25 protein-coding genes are annotated in these 25615 nt (G+C 64.2%); 9 read left to right on the forward strand and 16 right to left on the reverse strand.

What is annotated here, in order from left to right:
• Nucleotides 1-467, forward strand: a 467-nt coding sequence (locus tag AC1DVM_RS15385; protein ID WP_477255621.1) for an FRG domain-containing protein, incomplete at its 5' end; no start/stop codon positions are given.
• Between the two features lie 262 nt (nucleotides 468-729).
• Here the strand turns inward: AC1DVM_RS15385 and AC1DVM_RS15390 are convergent.
• The 12 genes from AC1DVM_RS15390 to AC1DVM_RS15445 form a co-directional block, all read right to left on the reverse strand.
• Nucleotides 730-1272 (reverse strand): DUF4145 domain-containing protein, encoded by a 543-nt coding sequence (locus tag AC1DVM_RS15390; RefSeq protein WP_477255623.1) that lies wholly within the window; start codon nucleotides 1270-1272, stop codon nucleotides 730-732.
• A gap of 202 nt (nucleotides 1273-1474) precedes the next feature.
• Nucleotides 1475-1813 (reverse strand): hypothetical protein, encoded by a 339-nt coding sequence (locus AC1DVM_RS15395; protein ID WP_477255625.1) that lies wholly within the window; start codon nucleotides 1811-1813, stop codon nucleotides 1475-1477.
• Nucleotides 1814-2089: 276 nt separating this feature from the next.
• On the reverse strand, nucleotides 2090-2710 hold the full coding sequence (locus AC1DVM_RS15400; protein ID WP_477255627.1) for an SH3 domain-containing protein: 621 nt from the start codon (nucleotides 2708-2710) through the stop codon (nucleotides 2090-2092).
• Entirely contained in the window at nucleotides 2710-2892 is a 183-nt protein-coding gene (locus tag AC1DVM_RS15405) for a hypothetical protein (protein WP_477255629.1), read from the reverse strand. The genes AC1DVM_RS15400 and AC1DVM_RS15405 overlap by 1 nt, the downstream gene beginning before the upstream one ends.
• A 508-nt stretch (nucleotides 2893-3400) precedes the next feature.
• Complete coding sequence (gene rpmG, locus AC1DVM_RS15410) at nucleotides 3401-3568, reverse strand: 50S ribosomal protein L33 (protein ID WP_477255631.1); 168 nt, start codon at nucleotides 3566-3568, stop codon at nucleotides 3401-3403.
• A gap of 166 nt (nucleotides 3569-3734) precedes the next feature.
• The gene (locus AC1DVM_RS15415; RefSeq protein ID WP_477255633.1) at nucleotides 3735-4505 is read right to left on the reverse strand and encodes an NUDIX hydrolase; all 771 of its coding nucleotides are present in this window, start codon (nucleotides 4503-4505) and stop codon (nucleotides 3735-3737) included.
• Nucleotides 4456-4923 (reverse strand): DUF983 domain-containing protein, encoded by a 468-nt coding sequence (locus AC1DVM_RS15420; RefSeq protein WP_477255635.1) that lies wholly within the window; start codon nucleotides 4921-4923, stop codon nucleotides 4456-4458. Before AC1DVM_RS15420 ends, AC1DVM_RS15415 begins: the two co-directional genes overlap by 50 nt.
• An 8-nt stretch (nucleotides 4924-4931) precedes the next feature.
• Nucleotides 4932-7235, reverse strand: coding sequence for a ribonuclease R (rnr, locus tag AC1DVM_RS15425; protein ID WP_477255637.1), 2304 nt, complete (start codon nucleotides 7233-7235; stop codon nucleotides 4932-4934).
• Nucleotides 7236-7520: 285 nt separating this feature from the next.
• Nucleotides 7521-9581 carry a DNA topoisomerase IV subunit B gene (gene parE, locus AC1DVM_RS15430; RefSeq protein WP_477255639.1) on the reverse strand — a complete coding sequence of 687 codons (2061 nt, stop codon included), beginning with the start codon at nucleotides 9579-9581 and terminating at the stop codon, nucleotides 7521-7523.
• 368 nt (nucleotides 9582-9949) lie between these two features.
• Nucleotides 9950-10483 carry an MgtC/SapB family protein gene (locus AC1DVM_RS15435; RefSeq protein WP_477255641.1) on the reverse strand — a complete coding sequence of 178 codons (534 nt, stop codon included), beginning with the start codon at nucleotides 10481-10483 and terminating at the stop codon, nucleotides 9950-9952.
• 17 nt (nucleotides 10484-10500) lie between these two features.
• Nucleotides 10501-13263, reverse strand: a complete 2763-nt coding sequence (gene topA / locus AC1DVM_RS15440; RefSeq protein ID WP_477255643.1) for a type I DNA topoisomerase — start codon at nucleotides 13261-13263, stop codon at nucleotides 10501-10503.
• 136 nt (nucleotides 13264-13399) lie between these two features.
• On the reverse strand, nucleotides 13400-15034 hold the full coding sequence (locus AC1DVM_RS15445; RefSeq protein WP_477255645.1) for an isovaleryl-CoA dehydrogenase: 1635 nt from the start codon (nucleotides 15032-15034) through the stop codon (nucleotides 13400-13402).
• A gap of 254 nt (nucleotides 15035-15288) precedes the next feature.
• Here AC1DVM_RS15445 and AC1DVM_RS15450 point away from each other — a divergent pair, with 254 nt between their 5' ends.
• From AC1DVM_RS15450 to dprA, 5 genes are all read left to right on the forward strand, one after another.
• Complete coding sequence (locus AC1DVM_RS15450) at nucleotides 15289-16236, forward strand: aspartate carbamoyltransferase catalytic subunit (RefSeq protein WP_477255647.1); 948 nt, start codon at nucleotides 15289-15291, stop codon at nucleotides 16234-16236.
• A gap of 77 nt (nucleotides 16237-16313) precedes the next feature.
• Complete coding sequence (locus AC1DVM_RS15455) at nucleotides 16314-16757, forward strand: endonuclease domain-containing protein (RefSeq protein WP_477255667.1); 444 nt, start codon at nucleotides 16314-16316, stop codon at nucleotides 16755-16757.
• Nucleotides 16754-18049, forward strand: coding sequence for a dihydroorotase (locus AC1DVM_RS15460; RefSeq protein WP_477255649.1), 1296 nt, complete (start codon nucleotides 16754-16756; stop codon nucleotides 18047-18049). Before AC1DVM_RS15455 ends, AC1DVM_RS15460 begins: the two co-directional genes overlap by 4 nt.
• Nucleotides 18050-18059: 10 nt before the next feature.
• Nucleotides 18060-18662: a glycerol-3-phosphate 1-O-acyltransferase PlsY gene (gene plsY / locus AC1DVM_RS15465; RefSeq protein ID WP_477255651.1), complete on the forward strand. Its 603-nt coding sequence runs from the start codon at nucleotides 18060-18062 to the stop codon at nucleotides 18660-18662.
• Nucleotides 18659-19858: a DNA-processing protein DprA gene (gene dprA, locus AC1DVM_RS15470; protein WP_477255653.1), complete on the forward strand. Its 1200-nt coding sequence runs from the start codon at nucleotides 18659-18661 to the stop codon at nucleotides 19856-19858. Before plsY ends, dprA begins: the two co-directional genes overlap by 4 nt.
• Nucleotides 19859-19861: 3 nt before the next feature.
• On the opposite strand, the gene AC1DVM_RS15475 is transcribed toward dprA, so the two are convergent.
• Together AC1DVM_RS15475 and AC1DVM_RS15480 are read right to left on the reverse strand one after the other, a co-directional pair.
• Nucleotides 19862-20029, reverse strand: a complete 168-nt coding sequence (locus AC1DVM_RS15475; RefSeq protein WP_477255655.1) for a hypothetical protein — start codon at nucleotides 20027-20029, stop codon at nucleotides 19862-19864.
• A 167-nt stretch (nucleotides 20030-20196) separates the two neighbouring features.
• Nucleotides 20197-21123 carry an AEC family transporter gene (locus AC1DVM_RS15480; protein WP_477255657.1) on the reverse strand — a complete coding sequence of 309 codons (927 nt, stop codon included), beginning with the start codon at nucleotides 21121-21123 and terminating at the stop codon, nucleotides 20197-20199.
• Nucleotides 21124-21254: 131 nt separating this feature from the next.
• On the opposite strand from AC1DVM_RS15480, the gene arfB reads away from it, so the two are divergent.
• Nucleotides 21255-21677: an alternative ribosome rescue aminoacyl-tRNA hydrolase ArfB gene (gene arfB, locus AC1DVM_RS15485; protein ID WP_477255659.1), complete on the forward strand. Its 423-nt coding sequence runs from the start codon at nucleotides 21255-21257 to the stop codon at nucleotides 21675-21677.
• Between the two features lie 140 nt (nucleotides 21678-21817).
• Nucleotides 21818-22732 (forward strand): DMT family transporter, encoded by a 915-nt coding sequence (locus AC1DVM_RS15490; RefSeq protein WP_477255669.1) that lies wholly within the window; start codon nucleotides 21818-21820, stop codon nucleotides 22730-22732.
• A 36-nt stretch (nucleotides 22733-22768) separates the two neighbouring features.
• Here the strand turns inward: AC1DVM_RS15490 and AC1DVM_RS15495 are convergent, their stop codons facing one another.
• Both AC1DVM_RS15495 and epmA read right to left on the reverse strand, forming a co-directional pair.
• A complete protein-coding gene (locus tag AC1DVM_RS15495) occupies nucleotides 22769-23824 on the reverse strand; it encodes a lysine-2,3-aminomutase-like protein (protein WP_477255661.1) in 1056 nt (351 codons plus the stop codon).
• Nucleotides 23821-24918 carry an EF-P lysine aminoacylase EpmA gene (epmA, locus tag AC1DVM_RS15500; RefSeq protein ID WP_477255663.1) on the reverse strand — a complete coding sequence of 366 codons (1098 nt, stop codon included), beginning with the start codon at nucleotides 24916-24918 and terminating at the stop codon, nucleotides 23821-23823. Before epmA ends, AC1DVM_RS15495 begins: the two co-directional genes overlap by 4 nt.
• 145 nt (nucleotides 24919-25063) lie before the next feature.
• Here epmA and efp point away from each other — a divergent pair.
• Nucleotides 25064-25615: elongation factor P (gene efp / locus AC1DVM_RS15505; protein ID WP_477255665.1), on the forward strand; the 552-nt coding region annotated here is incomplete at its 3' end.

A 25615-nucleotide genomic window follows, 5' to 3' on the forward strand; every position in this document is an offset into this window, starting at 1 on the left:
GTCGTGAGGTGCACCTCAGTGGCGACCATTCGACTGAGCAACGTTACCTGATTGCCGAGCAGCGAATGCTAAACACGTTTTTTGATCGTGGGCTTCTACTTTTGCCGAATATACGGCGGAACGAACTGACTGATCGTGTGATCGCACAACACTATGCAGTACCAACACAGCTTCTCGACTGGACTATTGACCCCTTCATCGCACTGTATTTTGTGGTCGAGGACACTAGTAGTAGTGCGAATGGAGCCCTGTATTATGTCAGTCCTTTATCAAGATTAGACACACGCCTAAATTTAAATTTACCGTATTCTGGCAAACTGGCAAAATTAATACCGCCTGTACTTGATGATAGAGTTCAGACACAAAAAAGTGTGTTCACATTGCAAAACTTGGCGATGGTGATGCCTTCCTGCCGCTTGACGACCGGCAGCTACTGTTTTCTTCCCCCGGCGCTGGGACTGACCTAAGGGACGAGGTGGCAGCGATGGGAAAAATCATCATCCCCCATGAACGGAAGAAGCAAATTTACCTACAACTCATGAAAATGGGAGTAGATGCCGGGTTGGTATATCCTGGGCTGCAGGGCATTGGGACAAGGATCGCGGCAAGGGCGCATCTGCAGAATTATGGTGGGGATGGGCTCTTCTGAATTTCGAGCTTTGTTGGCTCGATCAGATCCTTAAGGTCGAACACGGCCGTTGACGCGGTCGGCCCTCGCGCGAGGCCTGATCAAGTCGGAGAAGATTCTACGGGAGGCCTCAGCGTGTTCGGTTTCTTTTTTCGGAGCGGCTTAGGCGGCACTGACGCCTTGAGCCTCTTGGTTGAGTCGCCGAGGATAAAAGTTCTGAAAATGAAGCCCTCGATGCTCGCCATCATTGTGTCGAGCTGATCCGCCGACGGCACCCAACCACGATGAGCAGCAGCACTTCCAGCGTCCGTCAGGGCGTCGAGCATCTCGCGTTCGTCTGCTCCTATCTTGCCCAGTGTGACAAGCTCGTCGAGTTTTTCGTCGAACCTTTTGGCAGGATCAATTTCGAGAAACTCGGAGACGCGGTCAAAGACAGTCCTTATCCCGATCGCTGCGAAGATGCCAAGGTCGTTGTCCAGCGCCCTGTAAGTATCGAGGAGCAACCTATGTAGCGCATCGTCGATGATCCATATGTCTGAACTCCATCTGGGCATATCGCGCCTAGATGGGGATGGCCATTGCTGAATGGTGTGCTTGTAATCCGATTCCTCCTCCCCTGTATGAGGGTTGCATTCGTAGGACATGTCTTCGGAGAATATTGCGTCGCTCAGAAAATAGACTGCGTCACATGCTGGGCATTGCAAGATATAGTACTGTGTCTCCGCCCACACACCGTCATGATCTTCGTGAACTCGGTGGCGAGCTTTGATGTGAGCCCATCGATCCGGCCCACATTGTGGGCAATGGGCCTTGATCTGCTTCAAAAGTTTCGTCGCCATATCCGCCTCAACTCTTGCAGGGAAACGCAGACCGCAGGCTCACTAGAAAGATAAGACCTAAGGGATCGTCCTTCTCCGCATCTGGGGCGGTCGCCAAGTACCGCTTTAGCAGCCCGATGTTCTGCTCGGTTGAAATAGCAATGCTTTCGGGAGGGCAGAAGATTTTGGTGTTACCATTGGCACCGTTCATCCAACCATAGGCGACAGAAAGTCCTGCCAGGAATGCCCGTCCGTGCTGGGACTTGGTATGTTGGGTCAAGAACTCCCTCGCCGTCATTTCAGCTTGTGAAGGTGCGGCGCTCGCTGCAAACGCGCAGGCCGCGAGGATGAACGTACAGAACTTCATTGCAGCCCTCATTTAACCGCCACGGCTGCGCGCGACCTACCTCTTATAGGCCAGCCCTTTTTCAGTCGGGTTGCGCATTTCCTGCAACCGTCTCTTGATCTCTTCTAGATTCCGCTCTCGATGGCGCCATCGACTTCGACCATCGCGCTTCAGCGCATCCCGGGGCGGCATCGCAACTCCGACAGTGGTATTGTCCGATGGACCCGTTGTACTGACAGCTCATGAAGTGGTTTCCTTAACGGTGAGGATGACCGCCTAAGCGGTGAGGCTTGAGGGTCAGGGCGCCGGAAGTTGTCGCGGGGCCGAAGCCGGACTGGGCGGAACCCCCTCGTTCTTCATTTCGAAATCAATGTCCAGGCTCGGAGGAATTCCAACGTTCACCTTGAATCCCTTGAGGCGAACGTAAGGGTTGTTTTCGACAACCATCCGAAGTCGGTTCGCCTGCTCTATGAGCTCGGCCACCATGCTGTTAGCGGCCTGACCGCCGCCGAGCCAGTCAGAAAAGCCGGTCTTCACGACGCCCTGCGGCACAAAGACAGGCTTTCCCGCTGTCGGGCCATCATAAGGAATTACTTGGACGAAGCCGTTCACCACGCTCTGCACCCGAACCTTAGTGCCAGGGGTGAGAGTTGCCCCGATTCCCGCCGTCGGGCTCGGGCCTATAAGCGCTGTGACAGGCGCGGCAGCTGTAAGCTCCGTGCCAGTTGGCGGAGCGATTGGGTTCTGCGCTTGAGCGGACTCGATCGTGCGCTGCATCGTCTGCAAGCTCTGGCCGATTTCCTTGAACGCTTGTTCCGGGTTCACGGGTCCGCTCTGAGCCAAGGAGGGGTTTGCAATAAAAAAGGCAAAAAGCACCGAAGTCGCAGCGAGACGAGCCGAATGCGGCATGGAGGACATCAGTTCATCATCCTAAGCCCGATCTCGGCCATATCGTCCATGCTCTGGTCGTGGGCGATGCCGGCGCGGGAACGGTTTTGATTGAGGCTCAAACGGCAGGAGAGATAAGCCTGAGTGCCGGGGATCGCGCCAAAGGAGCGACACTGCTTGTCGTCTCTGGCGAGGATCGCGTCGTCCGACATGAACATTTCGCCACCCGGGGACCGGGCGCCGGTTTGGTTGCAGCCGGCCACGCTGATCAGTAGAAGCCCGCAGAGGACAAGGTTGCGCATCGCGCCACTATGGCGGGAAAGCTAGGCCGATAATAGCCAAGATTGTCTAGAGAAGTTGCTTCTTAATCGGCGGTGCAAGGACCAAGGGATTTTTCAGGGGCATGGGCAAGGTCCCTCGCCAAGTGATCCTCCCCCGGTCAGAACCCGGCAACGAGAATGCTGATCAGGACCGTGACCCAGAAAAGGAAAGGGATCCAACCACCTTCGCCGCAGCAGAGGCAGGACCAGCGGGAAAGCTAAGGATAGCAAGACCCAACACGACCATTATGGCCACCAGCATAGCAAACCCATCAGAATCTCAGTTCGCGCCTGGTACCCAGCTCCTTGGCGGTGCTACCCGTGCGTTACCCGTCATAAAAAAACCGCCTCGATCGGGAGGCGGTTTTCGTAGAAATATCAAAGAGATAGGGCAAAACGCTTACTTGATCTTGTATTCCTTGAACTCGACGTGCTTCTTCGCGACCGGGTCGTATTTCTTCATCGACAGCTTGTCGGTCTTCGTGCGGGAGTTCTTCTTGGTGACGTAGAAATAGCCCGTGTCGGCGGTCGAGACGAGCTTGATCTTGATGGTGGCGGCTTTGGCCATGGTCCGGACCTCTTGGTGTGGTTTCGACGCTGCCCGCAGTGCCGAAACGCAAAGGCCGGGCGAACCCGGCCGAAAATCGTTGCGATCCCATGCCCCATCCGGCCGGTTTCGTCAAGAGTGACCGGTGCCAACGGCCTCCCTTGCCGGGGCGGAATGGAAAAATCTCCTAAAGCTGCTCGCAGATGGAGCGGCCGCTGCGGTGATAGTAGAACGGCACGGGCAATTCGGGGGCGAATCCGTTGGCGAGTCGGTCCTCGAGATCGGTCAGGATGACGCGGGTGATGTAGGGAAGGTCGAGGGCGCGAGCCTGCCGGAAGGTCACCCATGCGAGCTCGACCAGCTCGGATTCGGGTCCCACGATCCCGTCCTGGACATGGCCGATGGCGCGTCGGTCGATGGCGAAGAAGCGGGTGTCGAAGCGTTTGACGCGCTTCGTCGGCGTGATGGCCCGGGCGATGACCTGGAGCGCCCCGAGATCCGGCAGGACGCCATGCTGTCGGAATGCTTCCCAACCGTTATTCGGCACGCGTTCGGGAGCGCCATAGGCGCGGCTTCCGAACATGAGGCCTGTCTCCTCGTACATCTCGCGGATCGCCGTGAGGGCGAGCGCCCGACCGCGTTCGGGCGTGGGCCGGACCATCCGCGCCAGCAGGGCCTGTTCGGCGCGGGGATGAAGCGCGCCCAGCACGGGCATGGCGGCATCGCCGCGCTCCATGCGGCCTCCGGGGAAGACGAAATGGCCCGGCATGAATTTCAGCGCCGGATGGCGTTTCCCCATAAGGAATTTCGGGGTGCGGCCGGTCCGGTCGATGACGATCAGGGTGGCGGCGTCGAGCGGCCGCAGCCGCGGCTTGCGCGGCGAGGCAGGCGCCGCCGGCGCTGCCGCTTCAGTGCCGGTCGACGTCACGGGGTCCGCCGTCGAGATCTGGTCGTCCATCGCTCGTGAAACCTTTCTCGGCGAGCGTTTTCGCTCGCCCGAATCCGTGCATGCCGAGGGCGAATTGAAGGCCGATCACCGTGCCTTTCACGGGTTGAAGCAGCGCCAGGCACAAGGCAAGCGTGAGGACGGGCCAGACCGCGATCTGCACGGAGAGCGGCACCTCGAAACGCGTCTCCGAGACCAACACCCCATAGCCGATCACATGGCCGACGATGAACATCACGATATAGGGCGGCATGTCGTCGGCGCGGTGGTGATGAAACTCAACACCGCAGCACGCGCACGCGTCGTTCACCTTGAGATAGCGGCCGAACAGCCGGCCTTCGCCGCAGGCCGGGCAACGGCAGAAAAATCCGCGCTTCATCGCCGTGTAGCGGCTGACCGCCGGCGGCAGCGGAATTGCGAGATCTGGCATCCTGTTCCCTAACGGGCGCTGCGTTGCCGCCCGCCCTTGCTCTTCACCCGAGGGGTCGTTGCTCGCGTGGTCGTGGTCCTTGCACCCCTGCCGCCTTTGCCGCCAGCCGTCTTCCGGCTGAACCGCCCCTCGGAGAGAAGCTCGAACCGCAGGGCCCCGGCCACGGGGGCGGCCTCGACCAGCTTGACCTGCACGCGGTCGCCGAGGCGATAGGTTTCTCCCGTACGCTCGCCGCGCATGGAATGCGTCTTGTCGTCGTAGCGGTAATAATCCGCCCCGATGGTGGCGGCCGGCACGAAGCCGTCGGCTCCGGTTTCGTCGAGCTTGATGAAGAGGCCCGACTTGGTGACGCCCGAGATCTGGCCCTCGAACGTGGCTCCGATGCGGTCGGCCAGAAAATGCGCGATCAGGCGATCGTTGGTTTCGCGCTCGGCCGCCATGGCGCGACGCTCCGCCGCCGAGATGCGGGCGCTGATTTCGATCAGTTCCGCCCGCGTGGTGTCGGGCGGCAGGCCGTCCTTGCCGAGTTTCAGCGAGGCGATCAGCGCGCGGTGGACGATGAGGTCGGCGTAGCGACGGATCGGGGAGGTGAAGTGGGCGTAGCGCTTCAGGTTGAGGCCGAAATGCCCGTAATTCTCCGCCGAATACTCGGCCTGGCTCTGCGAGCGCAGCACCACCTCGTTGATGAAGAGCTGGTGCTCCGAGCCGTCGACGCTGCGCAGGATGCGGTTGAACAGCTCCGGCCTGATGGGGCCCTGCGTCGGCATCTTCAGCGCGATCGAGGCCAGCACTTCGCTCAAGGCCCGCATCTTTTCGAGCGAGGGTTCGTCGTGGACCCGGTAGATAAGATCGGACTTCGCCTTCTCTAGCGTCTCGGCGGCCGAAACGTTGGCGAGGATCATGAATTCCTCGATCAGCTTGTGGGCTTCGAGCCGCTCGGGCACGAGGACGCGATCCACCGTTCCGTCCGGCTTCAGCAGGATCTTGCGCTCGGGCAGATCGAGAAACAGCGGCTCGCGGATATCGCGGGCTTTCTTGATGGCCGCGTAGGCGTCCCATAGTGGCCTGAGAATCGGGGCGAGGAGCGGCCCGGTCGTATCGTCGGGCCTGCCGTCGATCGCCGCCTGCGCCTGCTGGTAGGACAGCTTGGCGGCGGACCGCATCATGATGCGGTGGAAGGTGTGGCTGCGCTTGCGCCCGTCCGCGCCGATGACCATGCGGACCGCCAAAGCCGGTCGGGCCTCGTGCGGGCGCAGTGAGCAGAGATCGTTGGAGATCCGTTCCGGCAGCATCGGGACCACCCGGTCGGGGAAATACACCGAATTGCCGCGCTCCTGCGCCTCGCGGTCGAGCGCCGTGCCGGGACGCACGTAGGCCGCCACGTCGGCGATGGCGACGGTGGCGATGAAGCCGCCTTCGTTTTCGGCGCTGTCGTCCGGCACCGCGTGGACGGCGTCGTCGTGATCCTTGGCGTCCGGCGGATCGATGGTGATGAGGGGCAGGTCGCGCCAATCCTCGCGGCCCGCAAGTTGGGCCTGTTCCGCCCGGTCGGCTTCGGCCAGCACGTCGGCCGAGAACACGTTCGGGATATTGTGGGTGTGGATCGCGATGAGGCTCACGGCCTTTTCGGATTTCACCGAGCCGAGCCGCTCCTTCACCTTGGCGTGCGGCAGGCCGATGCGCGGGTGCTTCACCACGGAGGTGGCGACGAGATCGCCATCCTGGGCGCCGCCTTCATCGCCCGGCAGAATGTGGATTTCGCGCTCGCGGGACTTCTTTTCAACCGGGATCAGTCGTCCGCCACCTTCGGGCAGCGGGTGGAAGATGCCGAGCACCTGCGCCCGCTGCTTTTCGAGGATCTTGGTCACGCGACCTGCGTAATGGTGGATGTCGCCCGCCTTCAGCGGATTGACCCGGATCAGGGCGCGGTCGCCGATTCCCGGAACCGGCGAGCCCGGGCGGGGCTTTCGCGGCATCGAGAGGATGATGGTGGGAATGGGCCCATGCTCCTCGGCATCCCATTCGGTCGGCTCGGCGATCAACTCGCCGTCGCGGTCGCGGCGCTTGATGTCGGCGAGTACGACTGGCGGAAGCTGACCCGCCCGGTGGACGTTCTTTCCGCGCCGGTCGACGATGCCCTCGATTTCCAGGTCCTTGAGCATCTGTTTGAGCCAGATCCGGTCGCCGCCCTTGATGTTGAAGGCCTGCGCGATCTCGCGCTTGCCGATCTTGCCGGGCGTTTCGGCGATGAAGGCGGCGATCTGTTCGCGGGTGGGAAGCCCGGGAGCGGCGGGTTTGGTGCGCTTAGCCACGGTCGAAACTCGATGAATCCATCAGGTCTTGTCGCATGCGGCGGACGAGGCGGCTAGCCTGCCCGGGCCCGGTTGCCGCGCCCTGCGCGCGCGACATGCGAAAGCCAAAAAAAAGGCCCCGCTTGTGGGGGCCTGAGGGACCGGCTCGTGGGGGCAGAATGAGCCGGTGATGCCTGTCAACGGCCCTCATGAAGGAAGGTTCCGCCCGATTCGCAAAATTCTCAAAAATAATTCTGTGACCTCGGAACGCCGCTTCCCGCGCCCCGCACGGGGATGAAAGCCGCCTCAAATATCCAGCGCTTCCTCGTTGGCGAAAGCCGCCCGTTCCTGGATGAACAGGAAGCGCGCCTCCGGCTTGTTGCCCATCAGGCGCTCGACGGCATCGCTTGTTTCCGGCCGCTCGTCGGCGTCGATCACGACCTTCAGGAGCATGCGCTTCTTCGGGTCCATGGTGGTCTCCTTGAGCTGGGCCGGCAGCATCTCGCCGAGGCCCTTGAACCGCCCGATCTCGATCTTGCCGTTGCCTTTGAAGGCCGATTTCATGAGCCGGTCCTTGTCGGCATCGTCGCGGGCATAAACGGTCTTGGCGCCTTGCGTCAGCCGGTAGAGCGGAGGCACGGCCAGATAGAGATGGCCCGCATCGATGAGACGGGGCATCTGGCGGTAGAAGAACGTGATGAGAAGCGACGCGATATGCGCCCCGTCCACGTCCGCGTCCGTCATAATGACGACGCGCTCGTAGCGGAGATCCGCATCCCGGTAGGCCGTGCCCATGCCGCAGCCCAGGGCCTGCACGAGGTCGGAGAGCTGCTGGTTCTGGTGCAGCTTGTCGCGTCCGGCGGAAGCCACGTTGAGGATCTTGCCGCGCAAGGGGAGAATGGCCTGGGTCTTGCGGTCGCGGGCCTGCTTGGCCGAGCCGCCAGCCGAATCCCCCTCGACGATGAACAATTCGGACCCCGCCGCGCCCGCATTGGAGCAATCGGCGAGCTTGCCGGGAAGGCGCAGCTTGCGGGTCGCGGTCTTGCGGGCGACCTCCTTTTCCTGCCTTCGGCGCAGGCGCTCATCTGCCCGGTCCATGACCCATTCGAGGATCTTGTTGGCCTGAAGCGGGGAGGCTGCCAACCAATGATCGAAGGTGTCGCGGATCGCGCTTTCGACGATGCGGCCCGCTTCCAGCGTCGCCAGCTTGTCCTTGGTCTGTCCCTGAAATTCAGGCTCGCGGATGAAGACCGAGAGCATCGACGCGCAGGTCGACATCACGTCGTCGGTGGTGGCCGGCGCCATGCGCTTCGTCTGGCCGACCCGCTCGGCGTGGTCCCGCAGACCCCGGAGGAGGGCGATGCGGAGGCCGTTTTCGTGCGTCCCGCCCTCCGGGGTCGGCACCGTGTTGCAATAGGACGAGGAGAAGCCGTCCTCGTTCGCCATCCAGGCGACGGCCCATTCGAGCGAACCGTGGCCGCCGGGCTTGGTGATCTTGCCGGAGAAGATCTGGTCCGAGACCAGTTCCTTGCCCTCGATGTCGTGGGCCAGATAATCCTTCAACCCGTTGGGAAACTTGAAGGTCGCCTCGGCCGGAACGCTGTCCACGCCGGACAACAGCGAGGAAGCGCATTTCCAGCGGATTTCCACGCCGCCGAACAGATAGGCCTTGGAACGCGCCATCTTGAACAGGCGGCGGGGCTGGAAATGGGCTTCCTTGCCGAAGATCTGATGGTCCGGCTTGAAGCGCACCCGGGTGCCGCGACGGTTGAGCACCCGGCCCACCGTTTCCAGCTTCGTCTGCGGCAGGCCGCGCGAAAAGACCTGCCGGTACAAGGTCTGGCCGCGCGCGACCTCGACCTCGAGAATCTCCGACAGCGCATTCACCACCGACACGCCGACGCCGTGCAGGCCGCCCGAGGTCTCGTAGACCTTCGAGTCGAATTTTCCGCCCGCATGAAGCGTGGTCATGATGACTTCGAGGGCCGATTTCTTGGGGAATTTCGGGTGTGGATCGACCGGGATGCCGCGGCCGTTATCGGTGACCGACAGATAGCCGTCCTCTTCGAGCTCCACCTCGATGAAGGTGGCATGCCCCGCCACCGCCTCGTCCATCGAATTGTCGATGACTTCGGCGAACAGGTGATGGAACGCTTTCTCGTCCGTGCCGCCGATATACATGCCGGGGCGTCGGCGCACCGGCTCCAGTCCCTCCAGCACCTCGATGTCGGATGCATCGTAGCCGCTCTCGTCCGGCGTGCCCTTGGCGACGGCGCGCGCGGTTTTGGCCGTGGCGGCCCTTGCGGGCGCGCTTCGCCGTGCGGGTGGCGCGCCACCGCCGAAGAGATCGTCGTCGTTATCCGTCATAGGAACCTTGGGCCGTCGTGATTCGCGTTTTGCCGAGGGAGCACTCATACCTCATGTCATACGGGAACAAATCGGAAACGGGAAGGCTTTCCCGTGGAACGTGAGGGATAAAAGATAATCGCACGTGACGCCATCTCCGGATGAAGGGTTCCCCTAAAGGAGGGCTATTCAGTTACGTCAGGAACTGTTTAACTGAGGTTCACGTTGAGGCACTAAGTTGCTTCAAGCTTGGCGGGAGACGAGACGTGACGCGGATTGTGGCAGCGACCCCTATTCACCTCGATCGCGCGGCGCGGGTTGCGGGAGAGGCTTTCGCGTTCGATGAGCCGGATTACGCTCCCGTCGCGAAGTCGGGCTGGGGCTCCGTGCTATGGCTCTCGGCCGGCCTTGTCGCTCTGTGCGGGCTGTACTTCGTCGTTTGAGCCTGCCTCTCCGTCATGCCCTTTGAGGGCGCGATGAAAAACGCGTTCGACGGCTTTTCCGAAGACCAGAAGCGTCAGCGCCATGACGGTGCCCACGAAGGTGAGAAACCACGCGCCGAGACCGGCGGTGATGCCGAACGTCGCGGCGGCCAGAACCGTCGCGGCTGTCGTCAGCCCATGGACCTGAAGCTTTTTCTCTTCCCGCAGGATGACGCCTGCGCCAAGGAACCCCAGACCGGTCAGGATGCCCTGGATCACGCGGCTGGCCGCATCCTGCTGGAAATGCAGGTCGCCGAAGCTCGATCCTGCCAGAACCACCACGGCCGAGCTCAGCGACACCAGCCCGAGGGTCCGCGTGCCGATGGGCTTGCCGTGCAGGTCGCGGTTGAGGCCCACCGCCATCCCGGCGAACATCGCCGCGAGGAGACGCAGCAGCATCTCCATATGCGCGTCGGTGATGAGATCCGGCAGGGTTACCATGGGATTGTGCGGATTTCCTAAACGGCTTTCTTTACGGCGACCTTCTTGACGGCAACCTTCTTGGCGGCTGTCTTTTTCACCGCACTCTTTTTCGTAGCCGTCTTTTTCGCAGGGGCTTTCTTGGCCGTCGTCGCGGTCTTGGCCGCCGCCTTCGGGGCTGCCGACTTCTTGACCGCGGCCTTCTTTGTCGCGGCCTTCTTGGCCGGCGCCTTCTTGGCGGCGGCCTTGCGGCCGCGCGCCGGCTTCTTCGACGGGCCGGCGGCGCGGCGTGCGACGAGGAGCGCGATGGCTTCCTCCAGCGTGACCGCCTCGGCGGTGACCGATCTCGGCAGCGTGGCGTTGGTTTCGCCGTCGGTCACGTAAGGGCCGAACCGGCCCGCCTTGACCACGATCGGCTTTGCGGATTCCGGATCGTCACCCAGCGGACGGCCGGGATCGGCCGCGCCACGGCGGAAGCCCCCGCCGGCTTCTTTCGCGACGATGAGGTCGATGGCGCGATTGGCGCCGATCTCCAGCACGTCGTCGTCATTGCCGATATTGGCGTAGACCTTGCCGTGCTGGACATAGGGGCCGTAGCGCCCGATGCTCGCAAAGATCGGCTCGCCCGAAACCGGGTGCTTGGCCACCTCGCGCGGCAGCGACAGAAGCTTCAGCGCGGTCTCGAGATCGATGGATGCGGGAGACCGGCCCTTCGGCAGCGACGAGCGCTTGGGCTTCTCGCCTTCGCCAAGCTGAACGAACGGTCCGAACCGGCCGTCGCGGATCGTCACCTGTTGGCCGCTCTCGGGGTCGTCGCCGAGGACACGCACGCCCGGTTGTCCGCCATTCTCCGACTTGCCTTCGCCTTCGCCGTTGGCACCGGTCACAGCGAGTTGTCGGGTGAACTTGCATTCCGGGTAATTCGAGCAGCCGATGAAGGCGCCGAACTTGCCGAGCTTCAGCGATAGCTGGCCGTTGCCGCAGGTCGGGCAGGTGCGCGGATTCGAGCCGTCGCCCTTGTCGGGGAAGATGTGCGGACCAAGCAGCTCGTTCAGCGAATCGAGAACCTGCGTGGTGCGCAAATCCTTCGTCTCGCCGATGGCGGCCGAGAAATCGCGCCAGAAATCCCGCAGGACCTGTTTCCAGTCGATCTCGTGGTTGGAGATGCGGTCGAGTTGCTCTTCGAGGTCCGCGGTGAAGTCGTATTCCACGTAGCGGCGGAAGAAGCTTTCCAGGAACGCGATGACAAGGCGGCCCTTGTCCTCGGGCACCAGCCGCTTCTTGTCGATACGCACATATTCGCGGTCGCGTAAGACCTGCAGCACCGCCGCATAGGTGGACGGCCGGCCGATGCCGAGCTCCTCCATGCGCTTGACGAGGCTTGCCTCGGAGAAGCGCGGCGGCGGCTCGGTGAAATGCTGGGTCGAGACGATGCGGCGGCGGGTGAGCGCGTCGCCCTTGCCCATGGGCGGCAGGCGGCCCTCATCCTCGTCGGCCTCGTCGTCCTTGCTCTCGTTGTAGAGCGTCAGGAAGCCGTCGAACTTGATGACCTGGCCGGTGGCGCGCAGGTCGAGCTTGCGCGGGCCGACCTCGGAGAGGATGTCGGCGGTGGTGCGTTCGAGCTGGGCGGATTCCATCTGGCTCGCGATGGTGCGGGTCCAGATCAGTTCGTAGAGACGGGCCTGCTCGGGCTCGAGATATTTCGCCACCTGCTTGGGAAGGCGGCTGATGTCGGTGGGCCGGATGGCCTCGTGCGCTTCCTGTGCGTTCTTGGCCTTGACGGTGTATTTGCGCGGCGCGCCCGGCACGTAAGTGTCGCCGTATTCCTTGCCGATGACGCGGCGGATCTCTTGCACGGCCGGCGGGTCGATGTCGACGCCGTCGGTTCGCATATAGGTGATGAGGCCGACCGTCTCGCCGCCGATCTCGACACCCTCGTAGAGCCGCTGGGCCACCCGCATGGTCTGGGCCGGCGCAAGGCCGAGCTTGCGCGACGCCTCCTGCTGCAATGTCGAGGTGGTGAAGGGCGGGTAGGGATGGCGCTTGGCGGGTTTCGCCTCGATGCTCGACACCGAGAAGGTGGCAAGCTCCAGATCGCGCTTGAAAGCCTCCGCGTCCTCGCCCTTGCCGATATCGAGGCGGGTGATCTTCCGACCGTCCGCGCCGACCAGACGGGCGTCGAACACGCCCCCGTCCTTGGTGGCGAGCGTTGCGATGAGCGACCAGTATTCCTGCGATCGGAACGTCTCGATTTCGAGTTCGCGGTCGCAGACGAGCCGCAAGGCCACCGACTGGACCCGGCCCGCGGATCGTGCCCCCGGGAGCTTGCGCCAGAGTACCGGCGACAAGTTGAAGCCCACCAGGTAGTCAAGGGCGCGGCGGGCCAGATAGGCGTCCACCAGCGCCTGGTCGATCTGGCGCGGATTGCGCAGGGCGGTGAGCACCGAATCCTTGGTGATGGCGTTGAAAGTGACGCGCTCGACCGGGATGCCCTTCAGGGCGCGCTTGAGGTTCAGCGCTTCGAGAACGTGCCACGAAATCGCTTCGCCTTCGCGATCCGGGTCGGTGGCGAGAATGAGCTTTTCGGCGCCTTTGACAGCCCGGGCGATGTCGTTCAGGCGTTTGCCGCCCCGGTCGTCGAGAGCCCAGATCATCTTGAAATCGTCTTCGGGATCGACCGAGCCGTCTTTGGCCGGCAGGTCGCGGATGTGCCCAAAGGAGGCCAGGACCTCGTAATCCTTGCCGAGATACTTGTTGATCGTCTTGGCCTTCGCGGGCGACTCGACGACGAGGATTTTCATGAGCGACTTCCTAGCGATAGCCGCGAGCGGGGGCTCGGTGGTCACGGCAAAAGCGGCAGCCAAGCCTGGCTACCGGGGGCGCGGATAAGTGGTTGATGATCGCCGACAAGTCAAATCGGCCCTGACGGCGAGCCCGCTATATGGGTTGAAACACGCGACGCAGCAAGGTTTCAGTTGCGGGACCGAGATCGTTGGCGCCGATCATGTCCGGCCTTCGCGCCAGACGGGTGAGCGCCCACGCCTCCGCCACCTCCGGTGGCGCGGACGCGGCGAGCGCCGAGGCGGCGGCGAGGGCGAAGATCCGGTCGGCGATGAAGCGGGCCTGCTTTTCGGCCTCGGTGGATTTCAGCGCCATGATGATGGCCGCCGCCGCGTCCCGCGCGCCGGGCAGGCCCTCGATCCCGGCCATCAGGGCAGTCAGGACTTCCGCCGCGGCCTCGGGCTCCCGTCTCTCCAGCCGCAGGATATCGAGCGCGATCACGTTGCCCGAACCCTCCCAGATGGCGTTCACCGGGGCTTCCCGGTAAAGCCGGGGCAGGGGGCTCTCTTCCACGTAGCCGTTGCCGCCGAGGCATTCCATCAACTCGTAGAGCAGGCGCGGCGCAGCCTTGCAGATGCCGAATTTCGCCGCCGGCGTGATCAGCCTGGCGAAGGCCGCCTCCTGGGCGTCGCCGGTCCGGTCGAAGCTCCGCGCCAGCCGCATGGCCAGAGCCGTCATCGCCTCCGATTCGAGCGCGACATCCGCCAGCACGCTTCGCATGAGGGGCTGGTCGATCAGCGTCTTGCCGAAGACGGAGCGGTGCCGCGCGTGGTGGTGGGCCAGCGCCAGCCCCATCCGCACGAGGCCCGCCGACGAGACGGCGCAATCGAGGCGCGTGAGCTGCACCATCTTGATGATGGTGGCGACGCCCCGGCCTTCCTCGCCGATGCGCCAAGCGAACGCGCCCTCGAACTCGACCTCGGCCGAGGCGTTCGAGCGGTTGCCGAGCTTGTCCTTCAGCCGCTGGAGGCGAAGGGCGTTGAGGCTGCCATCCGGCCGGAAGCGCGGCAGCAGGAAGCAGGTCAGGCCTCCAGGGGCCTGCGCCAGCATCAGGAAGGCGTCGGACATGGGCGCCGACATGAACCATTTGTGGCCCGTCAACGCGTATTCGTCGCCCGTGACGGCGATGGCACGGGAGGTGTTGGCCCGCACGTCGGTGCCGCCTTGCTTCTCCGTCATACCCATGCCGAGCGTGACCGAGGTCTTCTCCCAGAACGGAATGAAGCGCGGATCGTAGTTGTGGGAGCGGATCTTCGGCAGCCATTCGGCGAGGCGCTGGGGGCTCGCCGAGAGCGCGGCGACCGATGCGTTCGTCATCGTCAGCGGACAGACATGCCCGGCCTCGACGCCGGAGACGACGAAGAGCCGGGCCGCGCGCGCCAAAGCCGCATGGGGCTCGGGCGCGCCCTCGATCCTCTCGTCCCAGGTCGAGGCATGGAGGCCGTCTTCCATGCTGGCCGCCATCAGCGCGTGATAGGCCGGGTGGAACTCGACCCTGTCGATCCGCTGGCCTGTCGGATCGAAGCTCCGCAGGCGCGGCGGGTTTTCGTTGGCGAGGCGGCCGAGATCGAGGCGGTGGCCGGTGCCCCAGCGGGCGCCGAACGCCGCGAGCCCCTCCGCGTCGACATCGACGCCGTTGGCGGCAAGCGCCCCGCGGAGCGGACCGTCGGTCATCGTCAGGTTGATGTCGACGAAAGGGGGAGTCTGGTTGAAGACCTCATGCGTGTTCATCGCCAACCCTGCTGTGGTCCGGCGATTTTAGCGTGCTGAACTCGGCTTTGCACCCGCTCCGTCATTCCGGGGCCGCGAAGCGGGGCCCGGAACCCATAACCGCTGACGAATGGAGGAAGGCGCCGACCTATTTCGCTTTATTTGGCATTGTCAGCGTGTCTGGGTTCCGGGCTCGCTTCGCGCCCTGGACTGACGGGACGAGACCAACACCGCTTGCCGCTCCCTTCGACTCCCCCTATAGCCATCGTTTCAAGATGAGCCACACACCCCGATCCGTTTTTCCCCACCGTCACCTGCTCGGAATCGAGGGGCTGTCGGCGCTGGATCTGACCGCCTTGCTCGATCTCGCCGACGAGCAGGTCGAGGTCAGTCGTCAGGTCGAAAAGAAGAAATCGACCCTTCGCGGCCGCACGCAGATCAATCTCTTCTTCGAACCCTCCACGCGGACGCAGGCGTCCTTCGAGATCGCCGGCAAGCGGCTCGGCGCCGATGTGATGAACATGTCGGTGGCGTCGTCCTCGGTGAAGAAGGGCGAGACGCTCATCGACACGGCCGCGACCTTGAACGCCATGCGGCCCGATCTCATCATCGTGCGCCATCACGCGGCGGGCGCCGTACATCTCCTCGCCCAGAAGGTCGATTGCTCGGTCGTCAATGCCGGTGACGGCGCGCACGAGCATCCGACCCAGGCGCTCCTCGATGCCCTCACCATCCGCCGCAACAAGGGCGGCATCGCGGGGCTCACCGTGGCGATCTGCGGCGACATCGTGCATTCGCGGGTAGCGCGCTCCAACATGCTGCTGCTAGCGACGCTTGGCGCCCGGGTGAGGCTCGTCGCCCCCTCGACGCTCCTGCCACCCGGTATCGAGGGACTCGGTTTCGAGACCTTCACGGATATGCGCAAAGGCCTCGAGGGTGCCGATATCGTCATGATGCTGCGCCTGCAGCGTGAGCGCATGAACGGCTCCTTCGTGCCCTCCACCAAGGAATATTTCCGCTTCTACGGCCTCGATCAGGAGAAGCTCGCCTGGGCGAAGCCCGACGCGCTGGTGATGCATCCGGGACCGATGAATCGCGGCGTCGAAATTTCCTCCGAGGTCGCCGACGGCGCGCAATCGCTGATCCGCGAGCAGGTTGAGATGGGCGTCGCCGTCCGCATGGCGGTGCTGGAGGCTCTCGCGAGCCATCTGCCGAACAGGTGAATCGCGAAATCCCCTCTCCCCTCCGCGGGAGAGGGTGGCCGCCGAAGGCGGTCGGGAGAGGGGACGTAGGAGTGGGCATGGCGATTACAAGAACAAACAACGTCTCGGCCAATCTCCGCGGTTTCGCCAAGGAGCAACGCTCTCTCCAAACCCGTGCCGAAGACCTGTTCTGGCAGCAGGTTCGCGCGGGCCGATTCCACGGTTACAAATTCAAGCGGCAGGTTCCGATTGCTCCCTACATCGTCGACTTTCTCTGCGCTGCCGCGAGAGTGGTGGTGGAATTGGACGGTGCGCCTCACGACACGCCGGAGGAAAAGGCGCACGATAAGGCGCGCGATGCTTTCCTTCGACGGCAGGGCTTTGAGGTTTTGCGTTTTCCCAATGACGTGATGCTGGGCCATGGTGGCCTGGTACTCGATTCTGTTCGCAAAACCATTGAAGTCCGACTCGGCCCCTCTCCCGACCTGCTTCGCAGGCCACCCTCTCCCGCAGAGGGGAGAGGGAAAGGCGCGCGCTCATGACATCTGACCGTCCTCTGCTCCTGAAAAACGCCTGGCTCGTCGATCCGGCGACCGGCCGCGAGGAAAGCGGCGACGTGTTCGTTGCGAACGGAATCATCGCCGCGATCGGACCGGGTCTCGCCAGTGGTCCGGATGCCGAGATCGTCGATTGCGGCGGACAGGTACTGGCGCCCGGCCTCATCGACATGCGGGCCTTCATCGGAGAGCCCGGCGCCGCGCACCGCGAGACGCTGAAGAGCGCCGGCGAGGCCGCGGCGGCGGGCGGCGTCACCACCATCGTGTCCATGCCCGACACCAACCCGGTCATCGACGATCCCGCGATGGTGGATTACGTCCAGCGCCGCGCGCGGGATACCTCGATCGTGAACATTCGCCCGGCCGCCGCCCTGACGAAGGGATTGCTGGGGCAGGAGATGGCCGAGATCGGCCTGCTCAAGGAGGCTGGCGCCGTCCTGTTCACCGACGGCGCCCGCTCGGTCACCAACGCCCAGGTGATGCGGCGCGCCCTGACCTATGCGCGCGATTTCAACGCCCTGATCGTCCATCACGTGGAGGACCCCGACCTCGTCGGGCACGGCGTGATGAACGAGGGCGAGTTCGCAGCCCGGCTCGGCCTTCCCGGCATCCCGCGCGAAGCCGAGACCGTGATGCTGGAGCGGGACATGCGGCTCGTGCGGCTCACCGGCGGGCGCTACCACGCGGCGATGATCTCCTGCGCCGATTCGGCCGACATCATCCGCACCGCCAAGGCGGCGGGATTGCCGGTGACCTGCGGCGTGTCCATTAACAATCTCGCGCTGAACGAGAACGACATCGGTCATTACCGTACGTTTTTCAAACTCTCCCCGCCGTTGCGCCACGAGGACGACCGGCAGGCGATGATCGCCGCCCTGGTGGATGGCACGATCGACGTGATCGTGTCCGATCACAATCCACAGGATGTGGAGACCAAGAGGCTGCCGTTCTCGGAAGCCGAGGATGGCGCGGTCGGGCTGGAGACTTTGCTGTCGGCGGCTCTCCGGCTGGTCCACGCCGACCTTGCGTCGCTGCCGCAGGTCCTTCACGCCCTGTCGACCCGGCCGGCCGAAATCCTCGGTCTTCCGGCCGGGCGATTGGAACGCGGGGCGCCGGCGGATCTTATCGTGTTCGATCCCGACGCGCCTTACGTCCTCGACAAACGGCATCTTCGCTCGCTGTCGAAGAACACGCCGTTTGACGAGGCCCGTCTGGAAGGGCAGGTGACGCTGACGCTGGTTGCGGGCAGGATCGTGTTCGACCGACGCCCGAACTGAAGGGAAACGCATGTCCGACGACGCCCACCTGTTTGCATTGCTGGCCGCTCTGGTCGTCGGCTACCTCCTCGGTTCCATCCCCTTCGGCGTCATCTTTACCCGCATGGCGGGGCTGGGAGACATCCGCAAGGTCGGCTCGGGCAATATCGGCGCCACCAACGTCCTGCGCACGGGACGAAAAGGTCTGGCGGCCGCGACCTTGATCGGCGATGCCCTGAAGGGCACGGCCGCGGTCCTGATCGCCCGGTATTTCGCCGACGATCTCGGCGGCGTGGCGGCGCTCGGCGCGTTTCTCGGCCATCTCTTTCCGGTCTGGCTCAAATTCAAGGGCGGCAAGGGAGTTGCGACATTTCTCGGCGTATTGCTCGGGCTGCAGCCGCTGGCAGCGGCGGCCTTTGTGGCGATCTGGCTCTGCCTCGCGCTTGTCACCCGCTATTCGTCGCTGTCTGCATTGGTGGCGAGCGCGACCTCGCCCATCGTCCTGTGGCTTCTCGATGAGCCCCGCACGGCCGGCGTTGCCTTCGTGCTCACGGCCCTCCTGTGGTGGAAGCATAGCGAGAACATCATGAGGCTTCTCGACGGTACCGAGGGCAGGATCGGACAGAAAGGGTGAGCGGCGCATCCCTCACCGATGGGCAGCGCCTCGACTGGCTGCGCCTCATCCGCTCCGAGAAGGTCGGGCCGCGAACCTTCCGGGCTCTCATCAACCAATATGGCGGGGCGTCAGCCGCCCTCGACGCCTTGCCCGACCTCGCGCGCCGCAGCGGCCGGGCGGCGCTCAAGGTCACGAGCCGGGCGGAGGCCGAGAAGGAACTCGCGGTCGCGGCTCGCCTGGGCGTCCGGTTCATCGGCATGGGCGAGCCGGATTACCCGAAGGCGCTTCAAGCCACCGACACCGCGCCGCCTTTGATCGGCGTGCGAGGATCGGTCGAGGTCTTGTCCCGGCCTGCAATCGCCATGGTGGGGTCGCGCAATGCGTCCGCCGCCGGGCTGACCTTTGCCGAGCGGCTGCCGCGGCAGCTCGGAGAGGCGGGCTATGTGGTGGTGTCGGGCCTTGCGCGCGGCATAGATACAAGGGCCCACAAGGCCACGCTGGCTAGCGGCACCATCGCGGTTCTCGCCGGCGGTCACGACCGGATCTATCCGCCGGAAAACGAGGCGCTTCTGCTGGCGATCGTCGCGAATGGCGGCGCGGTGATCTCCGAAATGCCCATGGGCTGGGAACCGCGGGGGCGGGACTTCCCCCGCCGCAACCGCATCGTGTCCGGTCTTTCGTATGGCGTCGTGGTGGTGGAGGCCGCGCGGCGTTCGGGCTCGCTCATCACCGCGCGGTTCGCCCTCGAACAGGGGCGGGAGGTCTTCGCGGTGCCGGGCTCGCCGCTGGATCCGCGCGCCGAGGGCACCAACGACCTGATTCGGGACGGGGCGACGCTCTGTGCCGGGATCGACCATGTGACTGGCGTTCTGCAGCCCCTGATCGCCGCCGGACCGAAGACCGACAAGGATATCAGCGAGCCCTCGCATTTCCTCGGCACCGAGGAATTGTGGGACGAGCTCGACCTGCCGGATATCGAACGTCCGCCGAAGGGAATCGTGCTGCCGGATTCCGGCTCGATGGAGGAGACCGGCGAGCGGATCGCCATCGACCTCGTGTCCCTGCTCGGGCCGTCCCCGGTTCCGGTGGACGATCTCGCGCGGCAATCGGGCCTTTCGATTCGGCACGTGCAGATGGCGCTGCTGGAACTGGAGATCGCCGGGCGGCTCGAGCGCCATGGCGGCAACGCCGTCTCGCTGATCGGGACCGTCTGAGGATCACTCCTCCGGGTGGTGGGCCTGAACCAGCCGGATGGCCTCCAGCCGAGCCATATCCAGCAGATAGGCCAGCAGGTCGAGCCGCGAACGACGCGCCAGCGACGACAGCTCGGTGGTGAAATCCGCCACGAACTTGGCCGTTTCGACGATGTCCGCGCCGTCTTTCAAAAGAGGCGCTGCGGTTGTTTCCGTAAGGCCACTTGATATACTTTTGGTTGTATTCGGCACTTTGGACATGACACCTGATGTCTGACGATAACGTTGCAATCCAGCTAGATAGCAACACAACCGTTGACGCACAACAATAAACAAATAACCTTAGGTTGCGGCAAGACTCAGGCCAGAAGCAGGATGAGCAGCGGCATGGACGCCATAGCGATGAGCGTCTGCAGGGTCAAAATCTCGGCCATCAGGGGTGCATTGCCCCCCATTTGCCGCGCCAGCACGAAAGCGGCGCTCGCCGACGGCACCGAGGCTGCGACGATCGCCACCACGAGGTCGCCCCCCGTGACGCCCGCAAGCCTTGCCACCGTCACCACGATCAGCGGCAGCACGARCAACTTCAGGACGCCCGACACAACGTGCGGCAGCCCCGGACGGGCGAGGCGGCGGATATCGAGGCCGGCGCCGACCACGAGCAGGCCCGCTGCGAGCGCCGCGCGACCCATCAATTCCACATAGACGGCAATGGGCTGGGGCAGGGGCGGTGCGAGGAAATTCAGCGACAGGCCGATGGCGCAGGACCAGATGAACGGATTGGCGACGAACGACCGCAGGATCTCGTAAGGGCTCTGGCGCGGCTGCCCGGCGAAACGGATGAATACGTAGAACGCCAGCAGGTTGAGCAGCGGCACCATGGCGGCGATCGCCACCGCGATCAGCGCGACGCCCCGTTGGCCGAACAGGCTGCCGGCGACCGAGAGCCCGATGAAGGTGTTCCAGCGTGTCGCGCCCTGAAAGATCGACGTGAAGCTCGGGCCGTCGATCCCGCCCTTGCGGGCGAGCGCCGGCCGCAACGCCAGCGTGATGGCGGCGACGATGAGAATGCCCGATACCAGCGCGCCGCCGACCCCCGCCACCGGAACGTCCCGCAGATTCGCCCGCGACAGGGTGTCGATGATCAGCGCGGGAAAGAAGATCGTGTAGGTGGTGCGCTCGAGCCCCGCCCATTGGCGATCGTCGACGAAGCCCGTGGTCCGGCAGAGCCAGCCCGTAGCGATGATCAGGAAGGTGGGGATGAGGCTCGCGAAGACCGCTGACATGGGAATGGCCGGATATTTTCGACGCGGCGCCGCGCGGTGTTTTTGGATGTGCAAGAGGCGCTTAGCCTCTATTGGGATTGTCTACAAGCAAGGGCGGTTTCGAACTTGCCGAATGTTTTTGTCGAGGCGTCATGATCAAGGTGACCAATTCCGTGTCGATCGACGAGGATGAGCTTCAGGAAAGCTTTATCCGCGCGTCGGGTCCGGGCGGCCAGAACGTCCACAAGGTTTCGACCGCCGTGCAATTGCGCTTCGACGTGCGCCATTCGCCCAATCTCCCCGACGACGTGCGGGAGCGGCTCGAGCGGCTGGCGGGGCAGAGGCTCACCAATGACGGCGTGATCATCATCACGGCCCAACGCTTCCGCACCCAGGAGCGCAACCGAGAGGACGCGCAGACCCGTCTCGTGGAACTCATCCGCCAGGCGACCGAGCGGCCGAAGCCACGGCGGCCGACGAGGCCGACCCTCGCCTCGAAACAGCGGCGGCTGGAGGCCAAGGGCAGGCGGGCCGACATCAAGAAGGGCCGGGGCGCGAAGGGCGGCTTCGACTGAATGGACCGGCCGCACGCGATCGCAAGAAACGGATCGCGTCGCGACGCGGAGTCGCTAGGCTCCGGCTCGACTTCTTCAGGAGCAGCTTGTTGAACCGCCCCGCGACGCCCATTCCTCCCGCCCCGACCGTCAATCGCACCATGACCCTGCGCGAATGGACGATGCTGCTCGCGCTCTCGGTGCTGTGGGGCGGCTCGTTCTTCTTCAACGGCATCGCTGTGAAGGAATTGCCGCCTCTCACCATCGTGGTCCTTCGCGTGGGCGCCGCGGCCCTCATCCTGATGGTCGTGCTCCGGCTCGCGGGCGTCAGGATGCCGAGGGACCGGAAAATCTGGGCCGCGTTCTTCGGCATGGGGTTTCTCAACAACGTGGTGCCGTTCTGCCTGATCGTATGGGGCCAGACCCATATCGCGTCGGGCCTTGCCTCCATCCTCAACGCGACGACGCCGCTTTTCACCGTGGTGGTGGCGCATGTCCTCACCAGCGACGAGAAGATGACCGGCAACCGGCTGGCCGGCGTTCTCGTCGGTTTCATCGGAGTCGTCTTTCTCATCGGGCCTGCTTTCCTGGAGGGATGGGGGACCGACATCACGGCCCAGCTGGCCTGTCTGGCGGCAGCCTTTTCATATGCGCTGGCGGGGATCTACGGTCGGCGTTTCAAGAGCATGGGGGTCGCGCCCATGGCCACCGCCACGGGGCAGGTCACGGCCTCGGCCATCGTGCTGCTGCCATTGGCGCTCTTCGTCGACCGGCCTTGGCTTCTGCCCCTGCCGGGCGCCGCCACATGGGCCGCCATCGCGGGCATCGCCGCCCTGTCGACCGCGCTCGCCTACGTTCTGTATTTCCGCATTCTCTCCACGGCCGGCGCGACCAATCTCCTGCTGGTGACCTTCCTGATCCCCGTCAGCGCCATCCTGCTCGGCTGGCTGGCGCTGAACGAACGCCTCGATGCGAGACATTTCGCCGGCATGGCGCTGATCGGCGCGGGGCTGGCGGCGATCGACGGGAGGCCTTTTCGCGCCTTCGCGCTCAAAATCAAACAATTTTATGAATAATCTGAGCGGCTTGTCGGGTGTTGCCGAGAAACTAAATCATCTTTCCGTTGGCGGATAGACATGCTCTTCGCCGCGGAAATCCGACACCGCGTAGCGCCCGTCTCCGGTCTCGCGAAGGCCGCGTTCGCCGATCTCAGCCTTTCCGTGCCCGCCCGGAATATCGAGGATGTAGGTCGGCTGGCAGAGGCCGGAGATGCGGCCTCGCAGTGAGGCGACCAGCGCCTGCCCTTCGGCGATGGAAAGACGGAAATGGGCGGTGCCGGGGGCGAGGTCCGGGTGGTGGAGGTAATAGGGCTTGATCCGCGTCTCCACGAAGGCCCGCATCAAATCGGCGAGCACTTCCGCGTCGTCGTTGACGCCTCGCAGCAGCACGGATTGGCTCACCATGACGATCCCCGCATCGACCATGCGGGCGCAGGCCGCGCGGGCGTCGGTCGTCAGTTCGCGCGGATGGTTGGCGTGGAGCGCCACATAGGTCGTCTTGCCGGACGCCTTCAGCGCGGAGATCAGCGCCGCATCCACATGGGCGGGATCGACCACCGGCACGCGGGTGTGAAAGCGGACGATCTTCACGTGATCGATTGCCGCGAGCCGGCGCATGATCTCGTCCAGCCGACGCGGCGAGAGCACCAGCGGATCGCCGCCGGTGAGGATCACCTCCCAGATTTCGCGATGCCGGGCGATATAGGCGAAGGCCGCATCCATGGCGTCGGGCGAAAGCGTGCCCAGTCCCTGCGGGCCCACCATCTCGCGGCGGAAGCAGAACCGGCAATAGRCCGGGCAGACATGAACCGCCTTGAGGAGCACCCGGTCGGGATAACGGTGGACGATGCCCTCGACCGGGCTGTGCGCGAGATCGCCGATGGGGTCCGGCCGCTCTTCCGGCGCGGTCGCAAGCTCCGCCTCGCTCGGCACGAATTGGCGGGCGATGGGGTCGGCCGCGTCGTTCGGATCGATGAGCGCCGCCATGGCGGGGCTGATCGCCATCGCGTAGCGCTCGGCCACGCGATCGATCTCCTGGCGCAAGGCGGGCGGGAGCAATCCCGCATCGATGAGTTCGGCAGGGGTCCGGAGGGTGCGGGCAAGGGTCATGGAGCGGTCTCCGCCACCGGTGTCCACAGGACCTGTTCGATCCGGGCTGCACCGGTTGCCAGCATGATGAGCCGGTCGAAGCCGAGGGCGACGCCGGCTGCATCCGGCATCGCGGCGAGGGCCGAAAGAAAATCCTCGTCGATCGGATAGCTTTCGCCGTAGACCCGCATCTTCTCCGCCATTTCCGCCTCGAACCGGCGCCGCTGTTCGGCCGCGTCCGTCAATTCACCGAAGGCATTCGCCAGTTCGACCCCGCAGGCATAAAGCTCGAACCGCTCCGCGACGCGGGGATCGCGCGCGGTTGGGCGCGCCAAGGCCGCCTCGGCCACCGGGTATTCGTCGAGGATCGTGGCGCGGCCAAGGCCCAGATGAGGCTCGACCTTTTCCACGATGACGCGGCTGAACAGGTCCGACCAGGTGTCGTCGACCGCCACCCGCAGGCCCGCGGCCTTGAGCGACGAGGAGAGATGGACCGCATCGGTGGAGCCGTCCGCGGCGACGGTGGCCAGCAGGTCGATGCCCGCGAAGCGGGAAAACGCCTCGGCCACGCTCAGGCGCTCGGGTTCGAGGAACGGGTCGGTCTCGCGGCCCCGATGGGAGAGACGACGGGTGCCCGCCGTCTCGGCGGCGAGCGCCAGGATCGTGGCGCAATCGCGCATCAGCGCCTCGTAGCCCTCGCCGGCCCGGTACCATTCGAGCATCGTAAATTCGGGATGGTGCAACGGCCCGCGCTCGCGGTTGCGGTAGACATGGGCGAAACAGGCAATCCGGGGTTCACCGGCGGCCAGCAGCTTCTTGCAGGCAAATTCCGGTGAGGTGTGAAGGTAGAGGGGGGTGGTGTCACCACGAGGCGACAACGCTTCCGTGGCGAAGGCATGGAGATGGGCCTCGTTGCCGGGCGAGACCTGCAGCGTCGCCGTATCGACCTCCACGAAATCGCGCTCGGCGAAATACCCCCGCAATGCGTGCTGGATGCGATTGCGCGCCAGGAGAAAAGGACGCCGGTCCGCATGGACGTGCGGGTTCCACCACGGCGAGACCCCCGGGGYGGGCTTCGTGGGCGGAGCCGGAATGGCCGTTTTGTTGGTTTCCACGTTCGGTTCGGTTTTGGCCGGCCGGTCAGGCTGGCGATTTGCGCGAAGATAGGTTAGTGCGGCAACGAAACAGTTCTTCAGGTGTCGCCGGGGCAGGTTCTGCCGACCGTTCGACGCGCCCTATCTGTCACAAGGAACGCCCCCCGTGAAGGTCATCGCCTCTACGCTCCGCAAAGGCAACGTCATCGATGTCGATGGCAAGCTCTATGTGGTTCTCACCGCCCAGAACATTCATCCCGGCAAGGGCACGCCGGTGACGCAGATCGACATGCGCCGCATCTCGGATGGGGTGAAGGTGTCGGAGCGCTACCGCACGACCGAACAGGTCGAGCGCGCTTTCGTGGAAGATCGCGAACACACGTTCCTCTATGCGGATGGCGACGGGTACCACTTCATGAACCCCGAGAATTTCGACCAGGTTCAGGTCCCCGAGGACATCGTCGGCGACATGAAGCCTTACCTTCAGGAAGGCATGGCGGTGATGCTGTCGACCCATAACGGCGTCGCCATCTCCCTCGAACTGCCCGCCCGCGTGACCCTCGAGATCATGGAGACCGAGCCGGTCGTGAAGGGCCAGACGGCCTCCTCCTCCTACAAGCCCGCGATGCTGTCGAACGGCGTCCGCAACCTCGTCCCCGGCCACATCATGCCCGGCACCCGGGTCGTGATCATGACGGAAGACGGGTCGTACGTGGAA

The sequence above is a fragment of the Microvirga sp. P4_A5 genome (genome assembly GCF_056402495.1).

Excerpts from the sequence above, each read along its gene's own strand:
- AC1DVM_RS15490 (WP_477255669.1), top strand. The coding sequence starts at position 21,818 with ATGACCCTGCGCGAATGGACGATGCTGCTCGCGCTCTCGGTGCTGTGG.
- AC1DVM_RS15445 (WP_477255645.1), bottom strand. The coding sequence starts at position 15,034 with ATGAACACGCATGAGGTCTTCAACCAGACTCCCCCTTTCGTCGACATC.
- plsY (WP_477255651.1), top strand. The coding sequence starts at position 18,060 with ATGTCCGACGACGCCCACCTGTTTGCATTGCTGGCCGCTCTGGTCGTC.
- AC1DVM_RS15455 (WP_477255667.1), top strand. The coding sequence starts at position 16,314 with ATGGCGATTACAAGAACAAACAACGTCTCGGCCAATCTCCGCGGTTTC.
- rpmG (WP_477255631.1), bottom strand. The coding sequence starts at position 3,568 with ATGGCCAAAGCCGCCACCATCAAGATCAAGCTCGTCTCGACCGCCGAC.
- AC1DVM_RS15405 (WP_477255629.1), bottom strand. The coding sequence starts at position 2,892 with ATGTCGGACGACGCGATCCTCGCCAGAGACGACAAGCAGTGTCGCTCC.
- AC1DVM_RS15460 (WP_477255649.1), top strand. The coding sequence starts at position 16,754 with ATGACATCTGACCGTCCTCTGCTCCTGAAAAACGCCTGGCTCGTCGAT.
- AC1DVM_RS15450 (WP_477255647.1), top strand. The coding sequence starts at position 15,289 with ATGAGCCACACACCCCGATCCGTTTTTCCCCACCGTCACCTGCTCGGA.
- AC1DVM_RS15415 (WP_477255633.1), bottom strand. The coding sequence starts at position 4,505 with ATGGACGACCAGATCTCGACGGCGGACCCCGTGACGTCGACCGGCACT.
- AC1DVM_RS15435 (WP_477255641.1), bottom strand. The coding sequence starts at position 10,483 with ATGGTAACCCTGCCGGATCTCATCACCGACGCGCATATGGAGATGCTG.
- AC1DVM_RS15395 (WP_477255625.1), bottom strand. The coding sequence starts at position 1,813 with ATGAAGTTCTGTACGTTCATCCTCGCGGCCTGCGCGTTTGCAGCGAGC.
- arfB (WP_477255659.1), top strand. The coding sequence starts at position 21,255 with ATGATCAAGGTGACCAATTCCGTGTCGATCGACGAGGATGAGCTTCAG.
- AC1DVM_RS15420 (WP_477255635.1), bottom strand. The coding sequence starts at position 4,923 with ATGCCAGATCTCGCAATTCCGCTGCCGCCGGCGGTCAGCCGCTACACG.
- AC1DVM_RS15390 (WP_477255623.1), bottom strand. The coding sequence starts at position 1,272 with ATGTCCTACGAATGCAACCCTCATACAGGGGAGGAGGAATCGGATTAC.
- AC1DVM_RS15400 (WP_477255627.1), bottom strand. The coding sequence starts at position 2,710 with ATGTCCTCCATGCCGCATTCGGCTCGTCTCGCTGCGACTTCGGTGCTT.
- parE (WP_477255639.1), bottom strand. The coding sequence starts at position 9,581 with ATGACGGATAACGACGACGATCTCTTCGGCGGTGGCGCGCCACCCGCA.
- topA (WP_477255643.1), bottom strand. The coding sequence starts at position 13,263 with ATGAAAATCCTCGTCGTCGAGTCGCCCGCGAAGGCCAAGACGATCAAC.